The sequence below is a fragment of the Ferrimonas balearica genome, assembly GCF_019802085.1.
GTDB lineage: Bacteria > Pseudomonadota > Gammaproteobacteria > Enterobacterales > Shewanellaceae > Ferrimonas > Ferrimonas balearica_B.
Map to the genome: position 1 here is coordinate 232,360 of NZ_JAHVHV010000003.1, position 22,775 is coordinate 255,134.

Genomic DNA, 22,775 nt, shown 5'->3' on the forward strand with positions numbered 1-22,775 from the left:
TATGACCCCCAGCGTGACCGGTCTGAAACTCAAGCAGGGCTCCCGAGTCTTGGAGGTGCAGTTCGACAACGGCGATCACTTCGTGCTGGCCTGCGAGCTGCTGCGGGTCTGCTCCCCCTCCGCCGAGGTGCACGGCCACGGCAAACCGGTGCTGGTGACCAACAAGCGGGAGGTCAACATCGTCAAGATCGAGCCGGTGGGCAACTACGCCGTCAAGCTGGTGTTCGACGATGGCCACGACAGCGGCCTCTACTCCTGGAAGGTGCTGCACGAGATGGGGCGCAACCAGGAGGCTCTGTGGGCCGACTACCTGGCCCGGCTCAAGGCGGCCAAGGCCAGCCGGGAGCCGATGATCCCCCTAAAGGTGCAGTTTTTCGATCCGGACCAGTCCTGACCCCAGGCCACCGCAAGGTGGCCTTTTTTCTGCCCCGAATCCGACCGAATCAGCTTCGCTCCTGTTGACTACACTGGTTACAGTCGACGACAGGGAGCGCCCCATGACCCACCACCCCTTCCACCTGATCCGCCAGTGGTTGCCCCAGCGGGACGACCAGCAATGGGTGCTGGGCACCGTCTATCACACCGCCGGTTCCGCCTACCGCAAGGCCGGGGCCCTGATGTTGTTCTCCAGCGACGGGGCGCAACTGGGTCTGCTCAGTGGCGGCTGCCTGGAGAGCGATCTGCAGCGCCAGGCGATGCGGGTGATGGCCAGCGGCCGCGCCCTGACCCGGGAGTACGACAGCCAGGACGAGGACGACGTGGTGTTCCAGCTGGGGATCGGCTGCGGCGGGGTGGTGCAGGTGATGCTGCAACCGGTCCACGCCGACAACCACTACCTGGCCCTGGAGGAGCTGCACCAGGCCCTGGCGGATCATCAGAGCGTGCTCTACCACCAGAGCCTGCCCCAGGACGGCGCCGACAACCTGGCCCAGGTGCAGCCCCTGGCGCTGGCGCGGGGCCAACGGCCCCCCCGGGCCGGAATGGCGGAGCGGGCCGGCCGCACCTGGCTGGTCAGCGCCCACCGTCCACCGCCGATGCTGGCGATCTTCGGCGCCGGGGTGGACGCCCGCCCCCTGGCCCAGTTGGCAGTGGATTTGGGGTGGCAGGTGATCCTGGTGGACCCCCGCCCCTCCCACGGTCGCCCCCAGCACTTCCCGAGCCAATGCCGCTTGCTCAACGGCAGCCCAACCCAGGCCGCCGCCCAGCCCTGGTTTGCCCAGCTGGACGCGGCCATCGTAATGCACCACCAACAGGGGCTCGACGGCGAAGCCCTGGCTCTGCTGGCCCAGAACCCGCCCCCCTACTGCGCCCTGCTGGGCCCCCGTCACCGCCGGGCCGAAGTGCTCGAGGGGGCCGGACTCGACGCCTTCCCCAACCTGGCCGGCCCCGCCGGGCTGGCCCTGGGGGCGGAGCTGCCGGAGGGGATCGCCCTGTCGATCCTCGCCGAGTGCCACGCCGCCCTGCACCATGCCGACGGCCACTCACTGAGCGGTGTGCTGCAATGACGGCGGTCACTGCCCTGCTGCTGGCCGCCGGCACCTCCTCCCGGTTCGGGCCCCACAACAAGCTGCTGACCAATGTGGCCGGCGAACCCATGCTGCTGCGCAGCCTCGCCACCCTTAAGGCCCTGCTGGGCGAACAGGTGCTGGTGGTGCTGGGCCACCAGGCGGACCGCCTGGCGCCCCTACTGGGGGACACCCCCCATGTGGTCAACCCCGACTACGAACAGGGGATGGGCAGCTCCATCGCTACCGGCGTCAACGCCCTGCCCCAGGGCCAGGACGACGCGGTGCTCATCGCCCTGGCGGACCAGGTGGCGCTGACCGAGGCGGACTACTGCCGGCTGCTGGACCGCTACATCCTGGATGGCCGCCCGGTGGCCGCCCGCTACCAGGGGCGCCTGGGGGTCCCGGCCCTGTTCACCCGGGACCACTTTCCCCGACTGGGCGCCCTGACCGGCGACCAGGGGGCCCGTCGCTGGCTCAAGACTCTGCCGGATCTGCAGCCGGTGGACCTGCCACGCGCGGCCCTGGACATCGACACCCCGGCGGATCTGCACCGCCCGGTTCCCCACTCATCCTCGCTGCGCTCCTGGAGCGAGCGCGCACTGGTTTGGAGGCAGTTATGGAGATGAAACTCAACATCAACGGCACGGAGCACACCGTCGACGCCGCGGAGGACATTCCGCTGTTGTGGCTGTTGCGGGACCACCTGTCGCTGACCGGCACCAAGTACGGCTGCGGCATGGCCCAGTGCGGGGCCTGTACCGTGATGGTGGACGGCCGGGCGGTGCGCGCCTGCACCACCAAGGCCAAGAGCGTTCAAGGCAAGGCGATCACCACCATCGAGGGCAACCACGACAAGCTGGGCGCCACGGTGATCGCGGTGTGGAACGAGATGAACGTCCACCAGTGCGGCTACTGCCAAAGCGGCCAGGTGATGACCGCCACCGCCCTGCTGCGCCGCAACCCGGAGCCGGACGACGCCGCCATCGATCGCGCCATGTCGGTGTGCATCTGCCGCTGCGGCACCTACCAACGGGTTCGCCAGGCGATCAAGCGGGCCTCCGACCAACTCAAGCGCCAGGCGTAACGGGAGGCTGACATGATGTTCAAACGTACCGGCATGACCCGTCGCCGCTTCCTCCAGGTGGTGGGCGGCACCGGCGGGGCCCTGGTTCTCGGCGTTCAACTGCCGGGTCGGGCCCAGGCCGAAGAGGCCCCCAGCGGCCAGGCCCAGAACTGGGACCCCAATGTCTTCGTCACCCTCACCCCGGAAAACAAGGTGGAGGTGATGATCAAGCACCTGGAGATGGGCCAGGGCGCCTTCACCGGCCTGGCGATGCTGGTGGCCGAAGAGCTGGACGCCGCCTGGGACCAGCTGGTGGCCCGGCCTGCCCCCGGCAACGCCAGCAAGTACAACAACCTGCTCTGGGGCCCCATGCAGGGCACCGGCGGCAGCACCGGACTCTCCTCCTCCTACCTGCAGATGCGCCAGGTGGGCGCCGCCATGCGCCAGATGGTGCTGGGGGCCGCCGCGGCCCGCTGGGGGGTGGAGGCCAGCGCCCTGCGCACCGAGCAGGGTCAGGTGATCAACGGCAGCGAGCGGCTCAGCTACGGCGATCTGGCGGAAGCGGCCAAAGCCCAGCCGATCCCACAGACCGCCAGCCTCAAGCTTAAGGACCCCAAGGAGTTTCTCTACATCGGCAAACCCCAGCGGCGGCTGGATCTGGGCAAGACCGACGGCACCGCCATCTACACCCAGGACCTGCAGCTGCCCAATATGCTCACCGCCCTGGTGATCCACCCGCCGCGCTTTGGCGCCACCGTCAAATCGGTGAAGGCCAACGGGGCCGACCAGTTGCCCGGGGTGGCCGGGGTGGTCACCTTTATGAACGGCGTCGCCGTGGCCGCCGACACCTTCTGGCAGGCCAAGAGCGCCCTGGACCAGGTGAAGGTGGAGTGGGACGAGAGCGGCGCCGAGCGCCTCAGTACCGCCACCCTGTTTGAGGATCTCCAGGCCCTGGCCAAGGCCCCGGGCCTGGTGGCCGAGCAGAAAGGCGACGCCGGCCAGGCGATGGGCGCGGCGGCCCAGACGGTGGAGCTGGAGTTCGAGACCCCCTTCCTGCCCCACGCCGCCATGGAGCCGATGAACTGCGTGGCCCAGGTGGACAAGGATCGCTGCGAACTGTGGAGCGGCTTCCAGATGCCCACCGGGGATCAGGCCGGCGCGGCCAAACTGCTGGGGCTGCAGCCGGAGCAGGTCAAAGTCAACGTGCTGCTGGCGGGCAGCAGCTTCGGCCGCCGGGCCAACCCCGCCTGGGACTACGGCATGGAGTGCGTGGACATCGCCCGTCAGTTCCCCGGCCGGCCAGTCAAGGTGGTATGGACCCGGGAGGTGGACACCCGCGCCGGCTGGTACCGGCCCGCCTACTACAACAAGGTGAAGGCCGGGGTGGACGGCAACGGCAAGCTGGTGGCCTGGCAGCAGCAGATCGCCGGCAAGTCGGTGCTCAAGGGCACCCCCTTCGAGCCCTTTATGGTCCACGACGGGGTGGACCACACCAGCATCGAGGGGGCCACGGATCTGCCCTACGCCGTGGCCAACACCGACATCCGGCTGCACAACCAGGATCACGGCGTGCCGGTGCAGTGGTGGCGGGCGGTGGGCCACAACCACACCGCCCTGGCCAAGGAGGTGACCATCGACGCCCTGGCCCGCAAGGCGGGCAAGGACCCGGTGCAGTTCCGCCTCGACCACGGCACCAACCCCCGCTACAACGCCGTTCTTAAACTGGCCGCCGAGAAGGCGGGCTGGGGCAAGAGCCTGGGGCCCAACCGGGGCATGGGAGTGGCGGTGCAGTTCCTGTTTGAGAGCTACGTGGCCCTGGTGGCGGAGGTCACCATGGAGGGAGACGAGTTCAAGGTGGACAAGATCACCTGCGCCGTGGACTGCGGCCTGGCGGTGGACCCGGACATCGTCACCGCCCAGATGGAGGGGGGGATCGGCTTTGGCCTTGGCCAGGTGCTCTTCTCCCGCCTGGATCTGGAGGACGGCAAGGTGCGCCAGTCCAACTTCCACAACCACAAGGTGGCGCGGATGCGGGACATGCCGGAGGTGGTGGTGCACATCATGCCCTCCGCCGAGCCCCCCACCGGGGTGGGCGAGCCCTCCACCGCCGTGGTGGCACCGGCGGTGGTCAACGCCATCGCCGCGGCCACCGGCGAGTACCGCACCCGCCTGCCGTTGATGAGTTGACCCCCGGGGCCGGGCTTGCAATCCCGGCGGGGGCTTCATAGGGTGGGGACCCAAGGTTCCCCGCCCCGAAAAGGATGTCCCCCTTGTTTGACCGGTTCGCCCTGCCCCGCCGGGGCCGCGCCACCCTGCTGACGGTGGCGCTGGTCGCCGCGCTCTTCCTCACCCTGCCGGAGGTCAGCATCGATCTGCTGGCCCGCTTGAGTCACGGGGTGATCGACCGTTTCGGTCTGCTGTTTGTTGTTATCGCCTCCCTGGCGGTGCTGCTCTGTACGGTGCTCTGTCTGAGCCCCTACGGCCGGCTGCGCCTGGGTGGGGCCGACACCCAGCCGGAGTTCGGGTTCGCCAGCTGGGTGGCGATGCTGTTCACCGCCGGCATGGGCTCCGGGCTCATCTTCTGGGGGGTGGCGGAGCCGGTGTTCCACCTGGCCAACCCGCCCGCCTTTGCCGCCGGTGATCCCGCCCCGGCGGACACAGCGCTGGCCCTCACCTACTTCCACTGGGGGCTCCACGCCTGGAGCCTCTACGCCATCGCCGGCTTGGCCATCGCCTGGTTCAGCTACAACCGTGGCCGGGCGATGCTGATCTCCGCCAGCTTTACGGAGCGGGCCGATCCCGGCCCCTGGGGCGTGCTCAACCTGCTGGCGGTAATGGCCATCGTCTTCGGCGTCGCCGGCACCTTCGCCAACACCATCGCACTGGTGCAGACCGGCCTGCAGCAGACTCTGTCCCCGCAACTGGGGGGCCCCCTGCTGCGCGTCGCCCTGCTGCTGGCCATCGCCGTGCTGTTCACCGGCTCCTCCATGCTGGGGCTGCAGCGGGGGATCAAGCGACTGAGCAACTTCAACGCCGCGCTGATGCTGGGCCTGTTGATGCTGGTGGTGCTGGCGGTCAGCCCCAGCCAGAGCCTGTCGGCGCTGGTCAGCTCCACCGGACGCTACCTGACCCTGCTGCCGGAGGTGGCCTTCGACATCGACCCGGCCTCCTACGACTGGAGCCTGGGCTGGACGGTGATCTACCTGGTGTGGTGGGTGGCCTGGACCCCCTTTGTGGGCCCCTTTATCGCCCGCATCAGCCGCGGCCGCACCATCCGCCAGTTCCTGCTCTGCACCGTGCTGCTGCCCACCCTGGCCTCCATCCTCTGGTTCAGCGGCTTCGCCGGCAGCCTGTTTCAGCAGCCCTACCTGCCGGAGGTGATGGCGGCAGTGAACCAGGACTACACCCAGGGACTGTTCCGCTTTCTCGCCGAGCTGCCCCTGGGCACGCTGCTCTCTTTGGCGGCCCTGCTGTTGCTGATCACCTTTATCGTCACCAGCGCCGACTCCGCCATCTACGTCAGCACCATGCTGACCCGCAACGACGATCCCGGCAGCAAGCTGCTGTGGAGCGCCCTGATGGTGGCCCTGGCCATCGCCCTGGTGCTGATCAACGACGTCGACCTGAACAAGCAGATCGCCATTGCCGGGGCCCTGCCCTACACCCTGGTGCTGGTGGCCCAGGTGGGGGCCTTCCTGCGTGATCTGGTGCGCCACCCCCGGCCCTGAGGGGCTGGCCAAACCGGGTGTCACGCCGTAGGTTAGGGAGCCTGTCCCGCATCGAATGGAGTCGAGATGAACCCATCGGATCTTATGGTTTGGGCCGTGATCGCCGGCGTGGCGGTCCTGGTGTTTCTGGAGATCAGCGGCCTACGCCGACGCCACCAGGCATCGGCGTCCCTCACCGCCCGGGTGGCCGAGCTGGAGGCCCGGGTGGCGCAGCTGGAAGCCAGGAACCAATGAAGGCCCTGGAACTTAAGGTGCCGCCACTGCTGCTGATGGTGGCGGTGGCCGGATTGATGGCCCTGTTGGCCCCAGTGACCCCGACCCTGCCCCTGGAGCCGGCCCTGCGGCTTATCGGCACCACCCTGGCCACGGCGCTGGGGGTCACCATACTGGTGGCGGGGGCCCTGGCGTTTCGTCGGGCCGACACCACGGTCAATCCCACCACCCCCGAGGCCAGCCGCCAGCTGGTGGTGCAGGGGATCTACCGCCGCAGTCGCAATCCCATGTACCTGGGGATGCTCGCCCTGCTGCTGGGCTGGGGCCTGTTCCTGGCCAGCCCCGCGGCCCTGGCGCTGCTGCCCGCCTTCGTCCTCTACCTCAACCGTTTCCAGATCCAGCCGGAGGAGCGCGCCCTGCGAGCCCGCTTTGGCGCCGATTTCGACCGCTATTGCCAACAGGTGGGCCGCTGGTTCTGATCCGCTGACAATGGGCCATACTTGTGGGCCAACCACGCTCATAGGAGGCGGTTATGCGTGCCCAGGTTGCGGAGTTCTTTGGCACTTTCTGGCTGGTGTTGGGGGGCTGCGGCAGCGCCGTGCTGGCCGCCGCCTTCCCCGAGGTGGGGATTGGCCTGCTGGGGGTCTCCCTGGCGTTTGGCCTGACCGTGCTGACCATGGCCTACGCCATCGGCCACATCTCCGGTTGTCACCTGAACCCGGCGGTCACCATCGGCCTGTGGATCGGGGGCCGCTTCGGGGGCGACCGGCTGCTCTCCTACATCCTGGCCCAGGTGCTGGGGGGGATCGCCGCCGGCGGGGTGCTCTATCTGATTGCCAGTGGTCAGCCCGGTTTTGCCCTGGCGGACGGCTTCGCCTCCAACGGCTACGGCGCCCACTCCCCCGGGGGCTACAGCCTCACCGCGGCGCTGTTGTGCGAGGTGGTGATGACCATGATGTTCCTTATCGTGATCCTCGGCGCCACCGACGACCGCGCCCCCCAGGGGCTGGCCCCCATCGCCATCGGCCTCTGCCTGACCCTGATCCACCTGATCAGCATTCCGGTCACCAACACCTCGGTCAATCCCGCCCGCAGCACCGGCGTGGCCATCTACGTGGGGGACTGGGCGGTGAGCCAGCTGTGGCTGTTCTGGCTGGCCCCCATCCTCGGGGCCTTGCTGGGGGCGCTGGTTTACCGCTACCTTGGCCAGCTCAGCGACGACTAGGAACCCATCATGGCGAGCATCGAATTGACCCCGGAAGTAAGACACACTCTGCTGACCCAGTTGAGCGATTATTGTGACCGCGAGCTGGAGCGGGAACTGGGGCAGTTCGAAGCGGAGTTTCTGCTGGATTTTCTCATCGCCAAGCTGGGGCCGGTGCTCTACAACCAGGCGCTCTACGACGCCCAGGCCCTGATGCAGACCCGGGTGGACGCCCTGGTGGAGTCCCTGTACGAGTTGGAGAAGCCCGCCGACTGACGCCGGTCCTCAGGCTCGGGCCAGGGCCCCGGAGTCGTCGGTCCCCTGGGCCAGGGTGCCAATGTTGGCCACCATGCGGCGAAACAGCACGATGTGGGCCGGCAGCATGGCCCACCAGTACATCAGCCCCCACGCCCCGGCGGGGTACCACCAGCAGGTCAGGGTCAGCCGGGTGCCGCCGGTGTCGGTGGGGGCAAGATCGAAGGTCAGGCCCCCCATGCCGGGGGCTTTCATGCCAAACAGCAGCGTCAGTTTGCGTTGGGGCTGCAGTTCCGCCACCGACCAGGAGTCCACCCGGTCCCCCGGCAGCAGTCGGTTGGGATCGCGACGGAAATAATCCAGCCCGGGGCCACCGATCAGGCTGTCGAACGCCTCGCGCACCCGCCACAGGGGGTCCAGAGCAAAGTAGCGCGGCCGGCCACCGATGCGACAGATCTCCTGCCACACCCGCTCCACCGGCGCCGCCACCGTAGCACTGGCCCCATCCTGCTTGGGGTAGAAGCCGTATTGGGGCCGCCAGCGCCGCTTGAGCGCACTGGCCAGGGTTGGCTGCTGGGCCGCCACCTGCTCCCGCTCCGTGGCCAGGGCCCAGCGCACCGCCGCTTCAAACCCCATCAGATGCTGCGGCAGCTTGCTTCGGATGGCGGCGTCGTCCGCCGGCAGGTCCTGCTTGAGTCCCCCCACCAGGGCCTTGGCGATGCCGGTGGGCACCGAGGTGATCCAGCGCAGCCAGCGGGCCGACAGGCCGGGGCTCAACAGGGGCACCGGCAGAATGTGCAGGGGCCGCTCCGCCATCTCGGCAAAGATCCGCATCTGCTCCTCGTAACTCAGCATCTCGGGCCCCGCCACGTCATAGCACTGGTCACCCTGGTCATCCAGGGTGAGCAGGCCAGAGAGGTAGTGCAGCAGGTTGGGCAGGGCGATGGGCGCCATCCGGGAACGCACCCACTTGGGGGTGATCATCCCCGGCAGGTTGAACACCAGATCGCGCATCACTTCGAAAGCGGCGGACCCGGGCCCGATGACTATCGGGGCGCGGATCTCAGTCACGGGGACCGGGCCCTGCCGCAAACCGTCTCCGGTGGCGCTGCGACTGCGCAGATGCAGCGAGTCTGCGCCACTGGGATGAAGGGCGCCGAGGTAGACGATGCGCTGCACCCCGGCCCGGTGCGCCGCCTCGGCCAGGTGGCCGGCCCCCAGGGCTTCGCGATGCTCAAAGCCACGGCCCTCGGTCATGCCGTGCACCAGGTAGTAGACCACATCGATGTCGGACAGGGCCGCCTCCAGGGTGGCCGGGACCAACACGTCGGCAGAAACCCGCTCAACGTCGGGCCACTCCCGCAGCGCCAGGGTCTCCAGCCGTCGGCTGGCGGCTCGAACCCGATGTCCCTGCTCAGCCAGATGGGGAACCAGGTTGCCGCCGATAAAGCCGCTGGCCCCCAGAACCAGAATGTTTGCCATGGTGCGCACCCCCTTGCCGTCCTTAAACGGCCCGCCCGCCCGCCGGGATCACCCCAGTGCCGAGACCCCGAGCCCGGGGGGAGGCCAGGGCAGAAAAAAACCACCCGAGCGGGTGGTTTCGGTCTCGGCGCTCCCGCCTAGTAGGCGGTAGCCCATTTGTGCTGCCAGGCCTCCGGCAGCTTGGCCTGGGACCAGGCCTGCTCACACAAGCCGGCCACGTCATCCCAGCGCCGGGCCAGCAGCCACTGCACCAGGGCGTCCCCCATCTGGGGGTAGACGATGGGCTCGATACCCGGGGACTGCAGCCACTGGGCCACCCGCTCCGGGTCCATGCTTTTCATCGATTCCGCGGCCCCCAAAAGCTCCAGGGCCAGGGCGTTGGAGAGCTGCTCGAACTGGCCCTGCAGGGGCTTGAGCAGCAGCTTCTTGCCCAGCACCAGCGCCTCGGAGACCAGCTCGAAGCCCGCCGAGCAGACCACCCCGGCGCAGCTGGCCAGGTCCTGCTGGAACCCCTCGCGACTGAAGCCCCGCCAGTGGATGTGGGCCGGCAACCCTTCGGGGGCGTCACTGCCGTGGTAGACCATAAAGCGGTGCCCGGTGAGCGGTGCCAGCAGGGCGTGGATGTCGGCGGCCTCCTCGAAGGGCAGGTAGACCAGCACCTTGTCCGCCTCCGTGGGAGCCGGGGCGATCTCCTCGATAAAGGGGGGCAGCAGCTCACAGCCGAAGTGGTGCCAGTGGCAGCCCAGCGCCACGCTGGTGGGGGCGAAGTATTTCATGATCAGCCGGTTGTGCCACTGGTCACCGGTCACCGGCACCGGATGATTGAAGGCGTTCTGGTGGCTGATGCCGATGCAGGGGACCCCCTGGCGCTTGGCCGCCCAGGCGGAGACCGGTTCGAAGTCGTTGAGCACCAGGTCGTAACCGGACAGGTCCAACTGCCGGACATCCCGCCACCACTCTCCCAGGCGGTTGTCCCGGGCGGTGCGCCACAGGCTGATCTGGCCCTTGTGGGTGGTGAAACTCAGGCCCCGTTTGCACTGGAAGTCGCCAAAGACCTCCATGTCGAAGAACTTGTCCCGGGGGCGACCGGAGAAGAGGTAATCCACTTCGACGCCCGCGCGGGCAAAGGCCGGGGCGATAACCCGGGCCCGGGTCAGGTGGCCGTTGCCGGTGCCCTGTACCCCATAAAGGATCCGCATACTGTTGCCTTTGTTGTTGGTGAAAACCGGTCAGCGTACCCAGTAGAGCCCCATGTGGGCGGCCCACAGGCCCAGGCTGGCGCCGGCGAGGATGTCCCCGGGGTAGTGCACCCCCAGGAGCACCCGGGACAGTCCGACCAAGGTCGCCCAAGCGTAGGCCACCGGTGCCAACGGGGGCCAGTACCAGGCCAGCAGGGTGGCGAAGAGGAAGGCCGCGGCACTGTGGCCCGAGGGCAGGCTGAACTTGTCGTGGGGGACCACAATGGCGATGACGTCCCCCATGCTGTGGCAGGGCCGGCCGCGGCGCAGGGTGTTCTTGAGCAGCCAGTAAAGGGGCAACTCCAGGGCGTAGGCCACCAGGCCCGCCATCAGGAACTGCTGCCCCCGCAAGCCCCCCACCTCCGCCAGCAGCAGTGCCACCAGCAGGTAACCGGCGCCGTCACCGCTCAGGGAGACGCCACGGGCCAGGGGCCGCCAGAGCCCGGGAGCCGGCAGGCGCTGCAGTGTCGTGAACACACCGCGATCCAGCTGATCCATCCTTTGCCACATGCTCGAGTCCTCACGATAAGACGACTCAAAAGCTAGGCAAAGGCGATGACAGCCGGGTGACACCCCCGGGACGCCACGATGACAGTGGCGGGACAGTTCGGTGACAGGGCCGGCGCACAAATCCGATGATGACCCAACGAGATCGCCGGTTTCCATTGCAAAGCGCGGGTTTTTCATTACTTTGAACCCCATGCCTCACCGAATCCGGTATCGACAGCGCCAAGCGAGGAGCGGCCATGCATTACAACACCTCTGAACTGTGCGATCTCTACGGGGATCAGGTGGACGTGGTGGAACCCATGTTCAGCAACTTCGGTGGCCGCCCCTCCTTCGGGGGCGAGCTGCGCACCGTCAAATGCTTCGAGGACAGCAGTGCCATCCTCGAAGCGCTGGAGATCGACGGCAGCGGCAAGGTGCTGCTGGTGGACGGCGGCGGCTCCCTGCGTCGGGCGCTGATCGACGCCGACCTCGCCGCCCTGGCGGTGCGCAACCAGTGGGAGGGGCTGGTGGTGTACGGCTCGGTCCGGGACGTGGACGCCCTGGAGGAGCTGGACCTGGGGATCATGGCCCTGGCCTCGATCCCGGTGGGGGCCATCAACAACGACGAGGGCAGCCTGGACGTGCCGGTCAACTTCGGCGGCGTCACTTTCCTGCCGGAGGATCACCTCTACGTCGACAGCACCGGCATCATCCTCTCTCAGGACCCGCTGGAGATCGAATGACCCTCTCTCTGGCCACCCCGCAGGCCCTCGGTCAATGGCTGCGCCATCGGCCCGGGGAACAACACCTGGGCGAGCACCTGCTGCTGCCCACGCCAAACGCCGATCTGACCACCGTCCTGGCCCGCGCCCGGGAGCAGGGCGCCCGCTACGTGCTGCTCGGCGTGCCCGAGGACCTGGGCCCGCGGGCCAACTGCGGCCGGGGGGGCAGTGACGCCGCCTGGGACGCCTTTTTGATGCAGTTTCTCAATCTGCAGGCCAACGATCACCGGGGAGGCAGCGACATCCTGATGCTGGGCCAGCTGGACGTTGCGGATCTGCAGCAGCAGGCCGCGACCCTGGACAACGCCCGGGCCGACGACCTGGCCCGGCTGCGCGCCCTGACCGCCGAGCTCGACGCCCGGCTGACCCCGGTGATCCGGGCGATCACCGAGGCCGGACTGGAGCCGCTGGTGATCGGCGGCGGCCACAACAATGCCTACCCCATCCTCAAGGGGGCCAGCCTGGCGCTGGATCGTCCCCTGGCGGCGGTCAACCTGGATCCCCACGCGGACTTTCGCGCCACCGAGGGGCGCCACAGCGGCAACGGCTTCGCCTACGCCTGGGAAAGCGGGGCCCTCAACTGGTATAGGGTGATCGGCCTGCACGAGCAGAAGAACAACGCCTCGGCCCTGGATCAGATGCGCCGGCTGGGGATCCACTACGCCAGCTTCCAACAGATCTGGGTGCGCCGGGAGCGCACCCTGGGTCAGGCCCTGGACGACACCCTGGCGGAGCTGGCGGTCACCAACCGCCCCTTGGGGGTGGAGCTGGACCTGGACGCCATCGAATCCATGCCCAGCTCGGCCGAGAGCCGGGTGGGGGTGCCCCTGGTGGACGCCTGTCACCTCATCTTCCGCCTGGCCCAGTACCCCCAGTGCCACTATCTGCACCTGTGCGAAGGGGCCCCGGCCTGCCACCCGGCAGGACCCGCCGCCGGTGCCCGGGCGGTGGGCCAGGCCCTGGCCGAGCTGGTGCTCAGCTACCTGGCCGGGCGTGCCCAGCCCCTGACCTGACCCTCACACCCCGGTGGGGCCGTCTTCCGGCCCCAGGGGCCCGGGCGGGGCCACAGCAAAGCCCTGCACCCCATCCACCCCAAGCTGCCAGAGCCGCTCGGCCAGGGCGCTGTCCTCCACCTGGTCTGCCACCACCAGCACGCCCCGGGCGTGGGCGGCGGCCACCATCATCTCCACCAGCTCGGTGCCCTCCTGATGGCTGTCCCGGGTGTAGGTGGGATCCAACTTGATCCCGCGAAGCCCGTGGCTGGTCAGCAAAGGCAGGCCACCGGGGGTGGTGTGATCCAGCCAGACCTCCGCGCCGCACTCCACCACGGTCTGGATAAAGCGCAGGGTCAGTGACGGCTCCACCAGGTAGGCCCGCTCCGGCACCTCGAAACAGAGCTGATGGGGCGCCTCGCTCAGGCGCCGGCGCAGCTGGGTGAGAAACAGCGGGTCGAGCACCGACTCCACGGTCAGGTTGACCGACACCGGATGGGCCGGATTGGGGCGGGCCAGCAGCGCATCAAGCACCATCAGATCCAGCGTCTGGTGGCGCTGCTGACGGGCCACCATCACCATCACCGGGCCTGGTGAGACCCAGCGCTGGCCATCGTGGAAGCGGGTCAGCATCTCGCTGAACAGCAGGCTGCCGTCGGCCCCCCGACAGGGCTGCACCAGCAGCTTGGGTGGGCTATCCAGAATGCGCGACAGCTGTTGCTCCTGCTCTTGCAAGGTACAGACCCCCTGGTGATCCCCCGGCACCATCAGGTAGAGGCTGTCCTCGTGGCGCCCCAGGGCCTCGGACAGCTGCGCCTCCAGGGCCTGCTCCAGCACACTGGCCTCCTCCTCCAGGCGGTAGGGGGTGGCCACCAGCAGCACCCGCTGGCCCCCCATCTGACGCAGCAGCACCAGCACCCGCTGGCGCAGCTCCCCCTCCCACTGGGCCAGATCCGCCGGACCGCTGCCGGGCAGCAGCAGCAGGAAGTCGGCAAAACCGATGCGGTAGGCCCGGGCCTGGGGCAGTTTGAGCACCCAGTCATTGAGGATGTCGGACAGCTTGTGCATCAGGCTCTGCTCGCCGTCCACCCCCTGGCTGAGCTCCACCTTGTCCAGCCCCACCAGGTGCAGCCGGGCCACCATGCCGCCATCCAGCTCCCGGTCCCGCAGCAGTTGGGCGAAGCGTTTGCGGGCCCGGCACAGGTTGCCCAGGCCGGTGTCCGGATCCAGCAGGGTCTGCTGGCGCAGCCGGTCGATGCGCTGGCACTGCTCCTTGAACAGCGCCTCGGAGGTGCCCACCATCTGGTTCATCGCCAGCACCAGGGAGCGCAGCTCGCGAATGCGCGGCAGCTCCGGTTGGCGCAGGTAGCGTCGCTTGCGAATGCCGTCCGCCTGACGCCGGGCCGCCGCCAGGGGCTCGAGCACCCGCTGCAGCAGCAGCGTCCCGACGCCGATGGCCACCAAAGCCAGCACCACCGCGGCCCACAGCGCCCGCTCGGTGATCCGCCACAGGTGATCCTGGGCCCGAGCCGGGTTGGCCTGCACCCGCAGCTCCGCCACCAGGGTCCAGCCACCGGTGATCTCCGTTGCCATCACCGGCGCGCTCAGGGGGAAGGCGCGGCGGAACCAGGCGGGGGTCCGCTCGCCGAAACGGGTGCTGCGACGGGTGATGATCTCGAAACCGTCGATCTGATCCACCACCATCATGCCGTACTCGCCGCTGTCGAAGATGGCGTCCACCATGGAGGTGGCCAATACCCAGTCCCCTCGCTCCAGCACCGGGGAGAGGGAGAGGCCCAGGGAGGTGGCGGTGTCCGCAGCGTGCACCGCCAATTGCTCGTTGAGGTAGGCCTGGGTGCCCCGCAGGTAGAGCCACAGGCTGCTGGCGGTCAGGCTGCTTACCAGCACCACCAGGGCGATCAGCAACAGTCGAAACAGCGTCATGACACCTCCTACTCCGCCTCGATGGTCATCCGCGACACCAGGTCCTGCCACAGGTCCACGCCGCTCTCGCCGCTTTTCAGCCGCACCCCGGAATCAAAGGCCCGGGCCCGCCACAGCCCCTCGCCGTTGAAGCTGTAGACCGGCACCAGGTCCGGCCGCTCCGACCCCAACTTGATGGTGCCATCGAGGTTGTCAAGCACCCGGGGCATGGCACCGGGCCGCTCCAGGAAGATCAGCACCATATGCGCCTGGTTCAGGGTCACCGACTTGGCGTACATCAGCCGCATCTCTGCCGCCGGCACCCCCAGCACCCGCAGGGCAAAGTACTTGGCGATGGTGAAGTCCTCGCAATCGCCGCCGCCACTGGCCACGAACTCCAGTGGCGTGGCCCAGTAGTCGGCCTGGCCCCAGTGGGTTTGATCGTCGATAAAGTCGTAGCCGTTGAAGTAGTCATTGACCCGCTCCAGCTTCTGCTCGGTGGTCAGGGCCTCGTCAAGCTGCGCCTCCAGGAAGGCCTCCAGGGACTGGGCCCGCGTGCGGCCGGCCTCGCCGAACCGCTCCGCCAGGGCGTCCAGGCGTTGGGGCGCGAAGTAACGCCGCCACTTTGCCGTGGCGTCATCCCCCCACAGGGGCAGGCTCAACAGCACAAGAGCGATCATCAACAGGCGCACTGGGGTTTATAGGGTCATCGGGTTTGAGTGCCCTAGGATCACAGTTCAGGAAGTGAACAGCATCCCTTTGCTTCGGCACCATTTCTGTTAGTAGGTTTAAAGTGTAGACTGTGCCCCCAATGACAGAAGGCTCTACAGGATTGACACAGCATGGCTGACGGCGCTGACAACAAGACCCATTTTGGTTACCAGCAGGTAGACAGCGACAAGAAAGCGGAGATGGTGGCGGACGTGTTCCACTCCGTGGCGTCCAAGTACGATCTGATGAACGATCTGATGTCCTTCGGCGTCCATCGCTACTGGAAGCGGTTCACCATCGAGTGCGCCGCCGCCCGTCCCGGCATGAAGGTGTTGGACCTGGCCGGCGGCACCGGCGATCTCACCGCCAAGTTCTCCCACCTGGTGGGGGAGACCGGCGAAGTGGTGCTGGCGGACATCAACGACTCCATGCTCAAGGTGGGCCGCTCCAAGCTGCACGATCTGGGGGTGGTGGGCAACGTAAGCTACGTTCAGGCCAACGCCGAAGCCCTGCCTTTCCCGGACAACCACTTCGACATCATCACCATCGCCTTTGGCCTGCGTAACGTCACCGACAAGGCCAAGGCGCTGCGCTCCATGGCGCGGATCCTCAAGCCCGGCGGCAAGCTGCTGGTGCTGGAGTTCTCCAAGCCGCAAAACGCGCTGATGCAGAAGGCCTACGACTTCTACAGCTTCAAGGTGATCCCGCAGATGGGCGCCATGGTGGCCGGGGACGCCGAGTCCTACCGCTACCTCTCCGAGTCCATCCGCGTGCACCCGGATCAGGAAACCCTCAAGCAGATGATGCTGGAGTCCGGCTTCGACCAGGCGGACTACGTCAACATGACCAATGGTGTGGTGGCCCTGCACCGCGGCTACAAGTTCTAACGCCGATGCGGATGGCCACCCTGGCGGCCGGGGCGCTGGAAACCGCCCTGGCCCAACTGCTGAAGTTTCATCCCGATCCCCGTCCCCTGGCCCGCTGGCAAGGCCAGGTGGTGGCGGTTCAGCTCTCCGAGCTCCCCTTTCCCCTCTACCTGGTGCTGAGCGATCCCATCCAGGTCTACAGCCAGTACGACGGCGACACCCAGGCGGCCATCGGCCTGAGCCTGGCCACCCTGACCCAGCTGAGTCAGGGCGCCGCCCTCTCCACCCTGGTCAACGACGGTCAGCTGGAGATCCAGGGCGACATGGCCCTGGTGGGCAAGCTGATGAACCTGCTCAGCGCCATCGAGCCGGATCTGGCCGAGCCGCTCAGCCAGGTGATGGGCGACGCCATGGCCTACCGGGTCGACCAGGCCGGTCGCGCCCTGCTCAATCGGGCCCGCACGGATCTGGGCCGGCTGCACCAGCACACCGGCGAGGTGCTTCGCGAGGAGCTTCGCCTGGCCCCGGACCCGAGGGAGGTGGCCCGCTTCGGTCAGGAGGTCACGACCCTGGCGCAACGGGTGGAGGCGCTGGCCGCGCGCCTGGCCCGGTTGGAGCCCGGCCGATGACCCTGGCCTCGTTGCGCCGCAGCTGGCAGATCGCCAAAACCCTGCACCGTTACCGGTTGCTGGACCTGATCCCCGCCGAGCGGCGCCCCGGCCTCCTCAACTGGGTGGACCGACTGCTGTTCTGGCTGCCCCGGGTCCACCAGGACCAAAGCCCCGCGGTGCGCCTCAAGCTGGCCCTGCAATCCCTGGGGCCGGTGTACATCAAGTTCGGCCAGATGCTCTCCACCCGCCGGGACCTGCTGCCGGACGAGCTGGCCGATGCCCTGGCGCTGCTGCAGGACCAGGTGCCCCCCTTCGACTCTGACCAGGCCCAGGCCCGCATCGAGGCCGCCCTCGGCGCCCCCATCCACGAACTGTTCGACGACTTTGATCCAAAGCCCCTGGCCTCCGCTTCGGTGGCCCAGGTGCACACCGCCCGGCTCAAGGCCAGCGGCGAAGAGGTGGTGATCAAGGTGGTGCGCCCCGGCATCGACCGGGTGATCCACGCCGACCTGACCCTGATGGCCCAGGTGGCCCGGCTGGTGGCCAGCAGTAAAGCGGGCCGCCGCCTGCACCCGGTGGAGGTGGTGGAGGACTACCGCCAGACCATCCTGGCGGAGCTGGACCTGACCCGGGAGGCGGACAACGCCCAGCGGCTGCGGGCCAACTTCGAGGGCTCCGAGGCCCTCTACATCCCCAAGGTGCACGCCCAGTTCAGCCGGCCCGAGGTGATGGTGATGGAGCGGATCTACGGCATCCCGGTGACGGATCTGGCGGCCCTCAAGGCCCAGGGCACCAACATGAAGCTGCTGGCGGAGCGCGGGGTGGAGGTGTTCTTCACCCAGGTGTTCCGGGACAACTTCTTCCACGCCGACATGCACCCGGGCAACATCTTCGTCTCCCGCGAACACCCGGAGAACCCCCAGTACATCGGCATCGACTGCGGCATCGTCGGCCAGCTCTCGGAGCAGGACAAGCGGGACATGGCGGAGATCTTCCTGGCCTTTTTCAACCAGGATTACCGCCACCTGGCGCAGATCTTCCTGACCACCGGCTGGGTGGACGCCGAGGCGGATCCCATCGCCTTCGAACACGCCCTCAAGCAGGTGTTCAGCCCGCTGGAGAACAAGCCGCTGTCGGAGATCAGCTTCGGCCAGCTGCTGGTGGACCTGTTTCGCACCGCCCACGAGTTCGGCATGGTGGTCAAGCCCCAGCTGGTGCTGCTGGAGAAGACTCTGCTCTACATCGAGGGGCTGGGCCGTCAGCTCTACCCCCAGCTGGATCTCTGGGACACCGCCAAGCCCTTCCTGGAACAGTGGATGCAGGAGCAGATGGGCCCGGCGGCCCAATGGGCCCGGGTGCGCGAAGCCGCCCCCTTCTGGCTGGAGAAGCTGCCGGAACTGCCGGACCTGCTGCACGACAACCTGACCCTGGGTCGCACCCTGCTGACCAACCCCCGCCAGGTGCTCGAACCCTACATCCAGGAGCGGCGCCGTCAGCACCGCAGTCACATTTTCCTCATCGTCGGTGGATGTTTGGTGATCTCCAGCACAATTCTGGTTGGGAAAACCGTTACAATCTGGCCTTCGATACTACTGGGATCCCTCGGTCTGCTGGCCTGGATCACCAGTTGGCAGATTAGGAAACCGTGAACAACCACGGTACACTTGAAGATGATTTCTGAGGCCTGGCCTCAGCCACCAACCGTTAATGGGAGCCAACATGGGTAACTTCGGCATCTGGCAACTTCTGATCGTCGCACTGATCGTGGTCCTGCTGTTCGGAACCAAGAAACTGCGCGGCATCGGCAGCGACCTGGGCGGCGCCGTCAAAGGCTTTAAGAAGGCCATGTCCGACGAAGAGCAGGCCGCCGCAGACAAGAAAGCGCTGGAAAGCAACGCCAAGGACACCACTGCCCAGTCCACCACTGAGCAGAAAAACAAAGAACAGGCCTAACCCGCTATGTTCGACGGGTTCGGCTTTTTCGAAATCCTGGTGATCGTGGTTATCGGCCTGATTGTGCTGGGCCCCGAGCGATTGCCAGTGGCCGTGCGCGCCGTCTCCGGCTGGATCCGCACCATCAAGCGGATGGCCGGCTCCGTGCGCACCGAGCTGGAACAGGAGCTGAAGATTGAGCAGCTCCAGGCCGACCTGAAGAAGGCGGAGTCCAAGGGGCTGAAAGATCTCGACCCCGGTTTGCAGCAGTCCATCCAGGAGCTGCGGGACGCCGCCCAATCGGTCAACCGGCCTTACGCCAGCGACTCCTCCACGTCCGCCGCCGAGTCCAGCGAGACCGCCGCGGCACCAGCGGCCAGCAAACCCCAGGGCAGCGCGCCGACTGACAGCACTTCCAAAGAGTAATCATGTCTGAGCAGCAACCCCTGATCAGCCACCTGATGGAGCTGCGTAACCGGCTGATGCGCGCCATCGGCTCCGTCCTGGTGGTGTTTTTCTCCCTGGCCTACTGGTCCAATGACATCTACCACTACCTCTCCCGGCCCCTGCTGGAGGTGATGCCCGAAAGCGCGTCGATGATCGCCACCGACGTTGCCTCGCCGTTCTTCGCCCCCTTCAAGCTGACCCTGGTGGTGGCGTTCTTCCTGGCCATCCCCTACGTGCTCTACCAGCTCTGGGCCTTTATCGCCCCGGGCCTGTACAAGCACGAGCGCAAGATGATCATGCCGCTGCTGTTCTCCAGCACCCTGCTGTTCTATGCCGGCATCGCCTTCGCCTACTTCGTGGTCTTCCCGGTGGTGTTTGGCTTCTTCACCAGCGTCGCCCCGGAAGGGGTCCAGGTGGCCACCGACATCAACAGCTACCTCAACTTCGTGCTGAAGCTGTTTTTCGCCTTCGGCCTGGCGTTTGAGATCCCCATCGCGGTAATGCTAATGTGCTGGTCTGGCGCCACCACGGTGGAAGACCTCAAGGCCAAGCGGCCCTACATCGTTGTCGGCGCCTTCGTGATTGGCATGGCCCTGACCCCGCCGGACGTGATCTCCCAGACCATGCTCGCGGTCCCCATGCTGCTGTTGTTTGAAGGTGGCCTGATCTTCGCCCGCTTCTACACCCCCAAGGCGGAGGGCGAGGAGGAACAAGAAGCCACGGACTGAGGCGTCACCGCGCCACGGAGGGAACCAATGCGCACCACACTTCTCCTGATCACCCTGCTGAGCGGCGGCGTCCACGCCGCCGGTTTCGGCTGCAACGACAAGAGCGATCAACTCGACCGCCTCGCCTGCTACGACCAGCTGGCAGAGGCCATCGCCCAGTGCGCCGCCAAGGGCGACAAGCTGGACCGCCTGATCTGCTTCGATGAGTTCACCCAGGCCGCGGGCCGCGCCCTGCCGCCCCAGGCCAACGCCCCGGTCACGGTTGCACCGGCCGCCCCGGCGGCGCCCGTTGCGGCGGCCCCCGCCCCCAAAGCGGACATGGAGCAGGATTTCGGCAAGCAGGAAGCCCCCGCCAAGGCCATCGACGCCATCGAGGCGGCGGTCACCAAAGTCACCACCAACGCCTACGGCCAGTGGACCGTTACCCTGAGCAACGGCCAGCGCTGGCGCCAGACCGAGTCCAAGCGCTACAAGCTCAAGTCCGGCGACACCGTGGTGATCGAGCGCGCCTCCATGGGCTCCTTCCTGCTGCATAAGACCGGTTTCGGCCACTCCACCCGGGTCAAGCGGGTCGACTGAGCCGTGCTGACCGACATCGCGGTCAACCTGCTCTCCAGTCAGTTCGACACCGACCGGGCCGAGATGCTGGCCCGGGCCCGGCAGGCCGGGGTCCCCCGTGTGATCGCCCTGGCCAGTGATCTGGCCGAGACCCAGGCACTGCAGGACCACCACGGGGCCTACCCCGGTCCGCTGCTGACCGCCGGGGTGCACCCCCACCACGCCCGGGACTGGGATGACCACAGCCTGGGTCGATTGACCGAGCTGGCCGCCCACCCGGCGGTGGTGGCCATCGGCGAGTGTGGCCTGGACTACTGTCGCGACTTCTCCCCCCGGACCGACCAGCGCCGCGCCTTCGAAGCCCAGCTGAGCCTCGCCGCGGAGCAACACCGCCCCCTGGTGCTGCACTGCCGGGAGGCCTACGCCGATTTCCTGCCCCTGGTGGCCCACTACCGGGACCGCCTGCCCGGCGCCGTGCTGCACTGCTTTACCGGCACCGGTGAGGAGCTGGACGCGGCGCTGGCGCTGGAGCTGCACATCGGCATCACCGGCTGGATCTGCGACGAGCGCCGGGGCACCGAGCTTCGCCAGCTGGTGACCCGCATCCCCGATCACCGGCTGTTGCTGGAGACCGACGCCCCCTACCTGCTGCCACGGGACCTGGCTCCCAAACCGAAAAGCCGGCGCAACGAACCGGCCCACCTGCCCCACATCGCCCGAACCGTGGCCGCCCTGCGCGGGCAAACCCCGGAGCAAGTCAGCCAGGTCACCGAAGCCAACGTGGTGCAGTTGTTTCAGTTGTGACCTCGGCCATACAACCGACAAACCAGTTTGCTACTATGTCGGCAGTGACGCGCCCTGAGCGCCCCGTTTTGTTTTGACAAGGAGTGATCCGTGAGCCAAGTTACCGGAGCCTTTCCCCGCCGACGCCCCCGTCGGATCCGCAAGCACGACTTTTCCCGCCGCCTGATCGCGGAGAACACCCTGACGGTCAACGATCTCATCTACCCGGTGTTCGTCCTGGAGGGCAACGCCCGTCGCGAGGTGGTGGAGTCCATGCCCGGTGTCGAGCGGCTCTCCATCGATCTGCTGCTCGAAGAGGTGGCAGAGCTGGTGGCCCTGGGCGTGCCGGCGGTGGCCCTGTTCCCGGTGACCCCGCAGGAGAAGAAGTCCCTGGGGGCCGAGGAAGCCTACAACCCCGAGGGCCTGGCCCAGAAAGCGGTGCGGGCCCTGAAGCGGGAGTTTCCCGAGCTGGGGGTGATCACCGACGTGGCGCTGGATCCCTTCACCACCCACGGTCAGGACGGCATCATCGACGAGACCGGCTACATCCTCAATGACATCACCACCGAGGTGCTGGTCAAGCAGGCCCTGTCCCACGCCGAAGCGGGCGCCGACATGGTGGCTCCTTCCGACATGATGGACGGCCGCATCGGCGCCATCCGCGATGCCCTGGAGGCCGCCGGTCACGTCAACACCCAGATCATGGCCTACTCCGCCAAGTACTCCTCCAGCTTCTACGGCCCCTTCCGGGACGCCGTCGGCAGCGCCGGCAACCTGGGCGGTGGCAACAAGCACACCTACCAGATGGATCCCGCCAACAGCGATGAGGCGATCCAGGAGGTGGCGATGGACATCGAAGAGGGCGCCGACATGGTAATGGTCAAGCCCGGCATGCCCTACCTGGACATCGTCCGTCGGGTCAAAACCGAGCTGCAGGTGCCCACCTTCGCCTACCAGGTGAGCGGCGAGTACGCCATGCTCAAGGCCGCCGCCCAGAACGGCTGGCTGGATGAGAAGAAGGTGGTGCTTGAAGCCCTGCTGTGCTTCAAGCGCGCCGGTGCCGACGGCATCCTCACCTACTTCGCCAAGCCGGTGGCCCGCTGGTTGAAAGAAGCGGAATAATCGTCGCCTCAAGGGCACAAACGCGAAGCGAAAAGGGCAGGTTCTCCTGCCCTTTTTCACGCTTCCGAGGCTTTTTTGCCCCGCTTCACAAATCCACCCCTTAACTGGCACAATTGCCCCCCAATCCCTTCATACTGGTG

At 67.3% G+C, this 22,775-nt stretch carries 26 protein-coding genes; 21 read left to right on the forward strand and 5 right to left on the reverse strand.

The window, feature by feature from the left end:
- Position 1 precedes the first annotated feature (1 nt).
- The 10 genes from KUV81_RS13820 to KUV81_RS13865 all read left to right on the forward strand — a co-directional run bounded on the left by KUV81_RS13820 (position 2) and on the right by KUV81_RS13865 (position 7,992).
- Complete coding sequence (locus tag KUV81_RS13820; RefSeq protein WP_222544470.1) at positions 2 to 394, forward strand: gamma-butyrobetaine hydroxylase-like domain-containing protein; 393 nt, start codon at positions 2 to 4, stop codon at positions 392 to 394.
- 103 nt (positions 395 to 497) lie between these two features.
- On the forward strand, positions 498 to 1,505 hold the full coding sequence (locus KUV81_RS13825; RefSeq protein WP_222544471.1) for an XdhC family protein: 1,008 nt from the start codon (positions 498 to 500) through the stop codon (positions 1,503 to 1,505).
- Positions 1,502 to 2,134 (forward strand): NTP transferase domain-containing protein, encoded by a 633-nt coding sequence (locus KUV81_RS13830; protein ID WP_222544472.1) that lies wholly within the window; start codon positions 1,502 to 1,504, stop codon positions 2,132 to 2,134. Before KUV81_RS13825 ends, KUV81_RS13830 begins: the two co-directional genes overlap by 4 nt.
- On the forward strand, positions 2,131 to 2,592 hold the full coding sequence (locus KUV81_RS13835) for a (2Fe-2S)-binding protein (RefSeq protein WP_222544703.1): 462 nt from the start codon (positions 2,131 to 2,133) through the stop codon (positions 2,590 to 2,592). The genes KUV81_RS13830 and KUV81_RS13835 overlap by 4 nt, the downstream gene beginning before the upstream one ends.
- A 12-nt stretch (positions 2,593 to 2,604) precedes the next feature.
- The gene (locus KUV81_RS13840) at positions 2,605 to 4,758 is read left to right on the forward strand and encodes a xanthine dehydrogenase family protein molybdopterin-binding subunit (RefSeq protein WP_222544473.1); all 2,154 of its coding nucleotides are present in this window, start codon (positions 2,605 to 2,607) and stop codon (positions 4,756 to 4,758) included.
- A gap of 74 nt (positions 4,759 to 4,832) precedes the next feature.
- Positions 4,833 to 6,299 (forward strand): BCCT family transporter, encoded by a 1,467-nt coding sequence (locus KUV81_RS13845; RefSeq protein WP_222544474.1) that lies wholly within the window; start codon positions 4,833 to 4,835, stop codon positions 6,297 to 6,299.
- Between the two features lie 66 nt (positions 6,300 to 6,365).
- Complete coding sequence (locus KUV81_RS13850; protein WP_222544475.1) at positions 6,366 to 6,533, forward strand: hypothetical protein; 168 nt, start codon at positions 6,366 to 6,368, stop codon at positions 6,531 to 6,533.
- Positions 6,530 to 6,991 (forward strand): methyltransferase family protein, encoded by a 462-nt coding sequence (locus KUV81_RS13855; protein ID WP_222544476.1) that lies wholly within the window; start codon positions 6,530 to 6,532, stop codon positions 6,989 to 6,991. Before KUV81_RS13850 ends, KUV81_RS13855 begins: the two co-directional genes overlap by 4 nt.
- Before the next feature lie 53 nt (positions 6,992 to 7,044).
- Positions 7,045 to 7,737 carry an aquaporin Z gene (gene aqpZ, locus KUV81_RS13860; protein WP_222544477.1) on the forward strand — a complete coding sequence of 231 codons (693 nt, stop codon included), beginning with the start codon at positions 7,045 to 7,047 and terminating at the stop codon, positions 7,735 to 7,737.
- 9 nt (positions 7,738 to 7,746) lie between these two features.
- The gene (locus KUV81_RS13865) at positions 7,747 to 7,992 is read left to right on the forward strand and encodes a DUF2164 domain-containing protein (protein WP_222544478.1); all 246 of its coding nucleotides are present in this window, start codon (positions 7,747 to 7,749) and stop codon (positions 7,990 to 7,992) included.
- Between the two features lie 9 nt (positions 7,993 to 8,001).
- Here KUV81_RS13865 and KUV81_RS13870 read toward each other — a convergent pair whose 3' ends face one another.
- The 3 genes from KUV81_RS13870 to KUV81_RS13880 form a co-directional block, all read right to left on the reverse strand.
- Entirely contained in the window at positions 8,002 to 9,453 is a 1,452-nt protein-coding gene (locus KUV81_RS13870) for a DUF2867 domain-containing protein (protein ID WP_222544479.1), read from the reverse strand.
- Positions 9,454 to 9,590: 137 nt separating this feature from the next.
- On the reverse strand, positions 9,591 to 10,652 hold the full coding sequence (locus KUV81_RS13875) for an MJ1255/VC2487 family glycosyltransferase (RefSeq protein WP_222544480.1): 1,062 nt from the start codon (positions 10,650 to 10,652) through the stop codon (positions 9,591 to 9,593).
- 30 nt (positions 10,653 to 10,682) lie between these two features.
- Positions 10,683 to 11,201 (reverse strand): phosphatase PAP2 family protein, encoded by a 519-nt coding sequence (locus KUV81_RS13880; RefSeq protein WP_222544481.1) that lies wholly within the window; start codon positions 11,199 to 11,201, stop codon positions 10,683 to 10,685.
- A gap of 236 nt (positions 11,202 to 11,437) precedes the next feature.
- Here KUV81_RS13880 and rraA point away from each other — a divergent pair, with 236 nt between their 5' ends.
- Positions 11,438 to 11,923, forward strand: coding sequence for a ribonuclease E activity regulator RraA (gene rraA, locus KUV81_RS13885; RefSeq protein ID WP_222544482.1), 486 nt, complete (start codon positions 11,438 to 11,440; stop codon positions 11,921 to 11,923).
- Positions 11,920 to 12,975, forward strand: coding sequence for a formimidoylglutamase (locus tag KUV81_RS13890; RefSeq protein WP_222544483.1), 1,056 nt, complete (start codon positions 11,920 to 11,922; stop codon positions 12,973 to 12,975). The genes rraA and KUV81_RS13890 overlap by 4 nt, the downstream gene beginning before the upstream one ends.
- A gap of 3 nt (positions 12,976 to 12,978) precedes the next feature.
- Here the strand turns inward: KUV81_RS13890 and KUV81_RS13895 are convergent, their stop codons facing one another.
- Positions 12,979 to 14,898: an EAL domain-containing protein gene (locus KUV81_RS13895; protein ID WP_222544484.1), complete on the reverse strand. Its 1,920-nt coding sequence runs from the start codon at positions 14,896 to 14,898 to the stop codon at positions 12,979 to 12,981.
- A gap of 8 nt (positions 14,899 to 14,906) precedes the next feature.
- Positions 14,907 to 15,557 (reverse strand): transglutaminase-like cysteine peptidase, encoded by a 651-nt coding sequence (locus KUV81_RS13900; RefSeq protein WP_222544485.1) that lies wholly within the window; start codon positions 15,555 to 15,557, stop codon positions 14,907 to 14,909.
- Between the two features lie 162 nt (positions 15,558 to 15,719).
- Between KUV81_RS13900 and ubiE the strand changes: the two genes are divergently transcribed.
- From ubiE to hemB, 9 genes are all read left to right on the forward strand, one after another.
- Positions 15,720 to 16,475: a bifunctional demethylmenaquinone methyltransferase/2-methoxy-6-polyprenyl-1,4-benzoquinol methylase UbiE gene (gene ubiE, locus KUV81_RS13905; protein WP_222544486.1), complete on the forward strand. Its 756-nt coding sequence runs from the start codon at positions 15,720 to 15,722 to the stop codon at positions 16,473 to 16,475.
- Between the two features lie 11 nt (positions 16,476 to 16,486).
- Positions 16,487 to 17,083 (forward strand): SCP2 domain-containing protein, encoded by a 597-nt coding sequence (locus tag KUV81_RS13910; protein ID WP_222544487.1) that lies wholly within the window; start codon positions 16,487 to 16,489, stop codon positions 17,081 to 17,083.
- Positions 17,080 to 18,714, forward strand: a complete 1,635-nt coding sequence (gene ubiB, locus KUV81_RS13915) for a ubiquinone biosynthesis regulatory protein kinase UbiB (RefSeq protein ID WP_222544488.1) — start codon at positions 17,080 to 17,082, stop codon at positions 18,712 to 18,714. Before KUV81_RS13910 ends, ubiB begins: the two co-directional genes overlap by 4 nt.
- Positions 18,715 to 18,784: 70 nt before the next feature.
- Positions 18,785 to 19,018, forward strand: a complete 234-nt coding sequence (gene tatA / locus KUV81_RS13920) for a Sec-independent protein translocase subunit TatA (protein ID WP_222544489.1) — start codon at positions 18,785 to 18,787, stop codon at positions 19,016 to 19,018.
- A gap of 6 nt (positions 19,019 to 19,024) precedes the next feature.
- The gene (gene tatB, locus KUV81_RS13925) at positions 19,025 to 19,423 is read left to right on the forward strand and encodes a Sec-independent protein translocase protein TatB (RefSeq protein ID WP_222544490.1); all 399 of its coding nucleotides are present in this window, start codon (positions 19,025 to 19,027) and stop codon (positions 19,421 to 19,423) included.
- Positions 19,424 to 19,425: 2 nt separating this feature from the next.
- A complete protein-coding gene (gene tatC, locus KUV81_RS13930; RefSeq protein WP_222544491.1) occupies positions 19,426 to 20,172 on the forward strand; it encodes a twin-arginine translocase subunit TatC in 747 nt (248 codons plus the stop codon).
- A gap of 27 nt (positions 20,173 to 20,199) precedes the next feature.
- Positions 20,200 to 20,751, forward strand: a complete 552-nt coding sequence (locus tag KUV81_RS13935) for a hypothetical protein (protein ID WP_222544492.1) — start codon at positions 20,200 to 20,202, stop codon at positions 20,749 to 20,751.
- Between the two features lie 3 nt (positions 20,752 to 20,754).
- A complete protein-coding gene (locus KUV81_RS13940) occupies positions 20,755 to 21,534 on the forward strand; it encodes a TatD family hydrolase (protein ID WP_315900087.1) in 780 nt (259 codons plus the stop codon).
- 90 nt (positions 21,535 to 21,624) lie between these two features.
- Positions 21,625 to 22,635: a porphobilinogen synthase gene (hemB, locus tag KUV81_RS13945; RefSeq protein WP_222544493.1), complete on the forward strand. Its 1,011-nt coding sequence runs from the start codon at positions 21,625 to 21,627 to the stop codon at positions 22,633 to 22,635.
- The last annotated feature ends 140 nt before the right edge of the window (positions 22,636 to 22,775 follow it).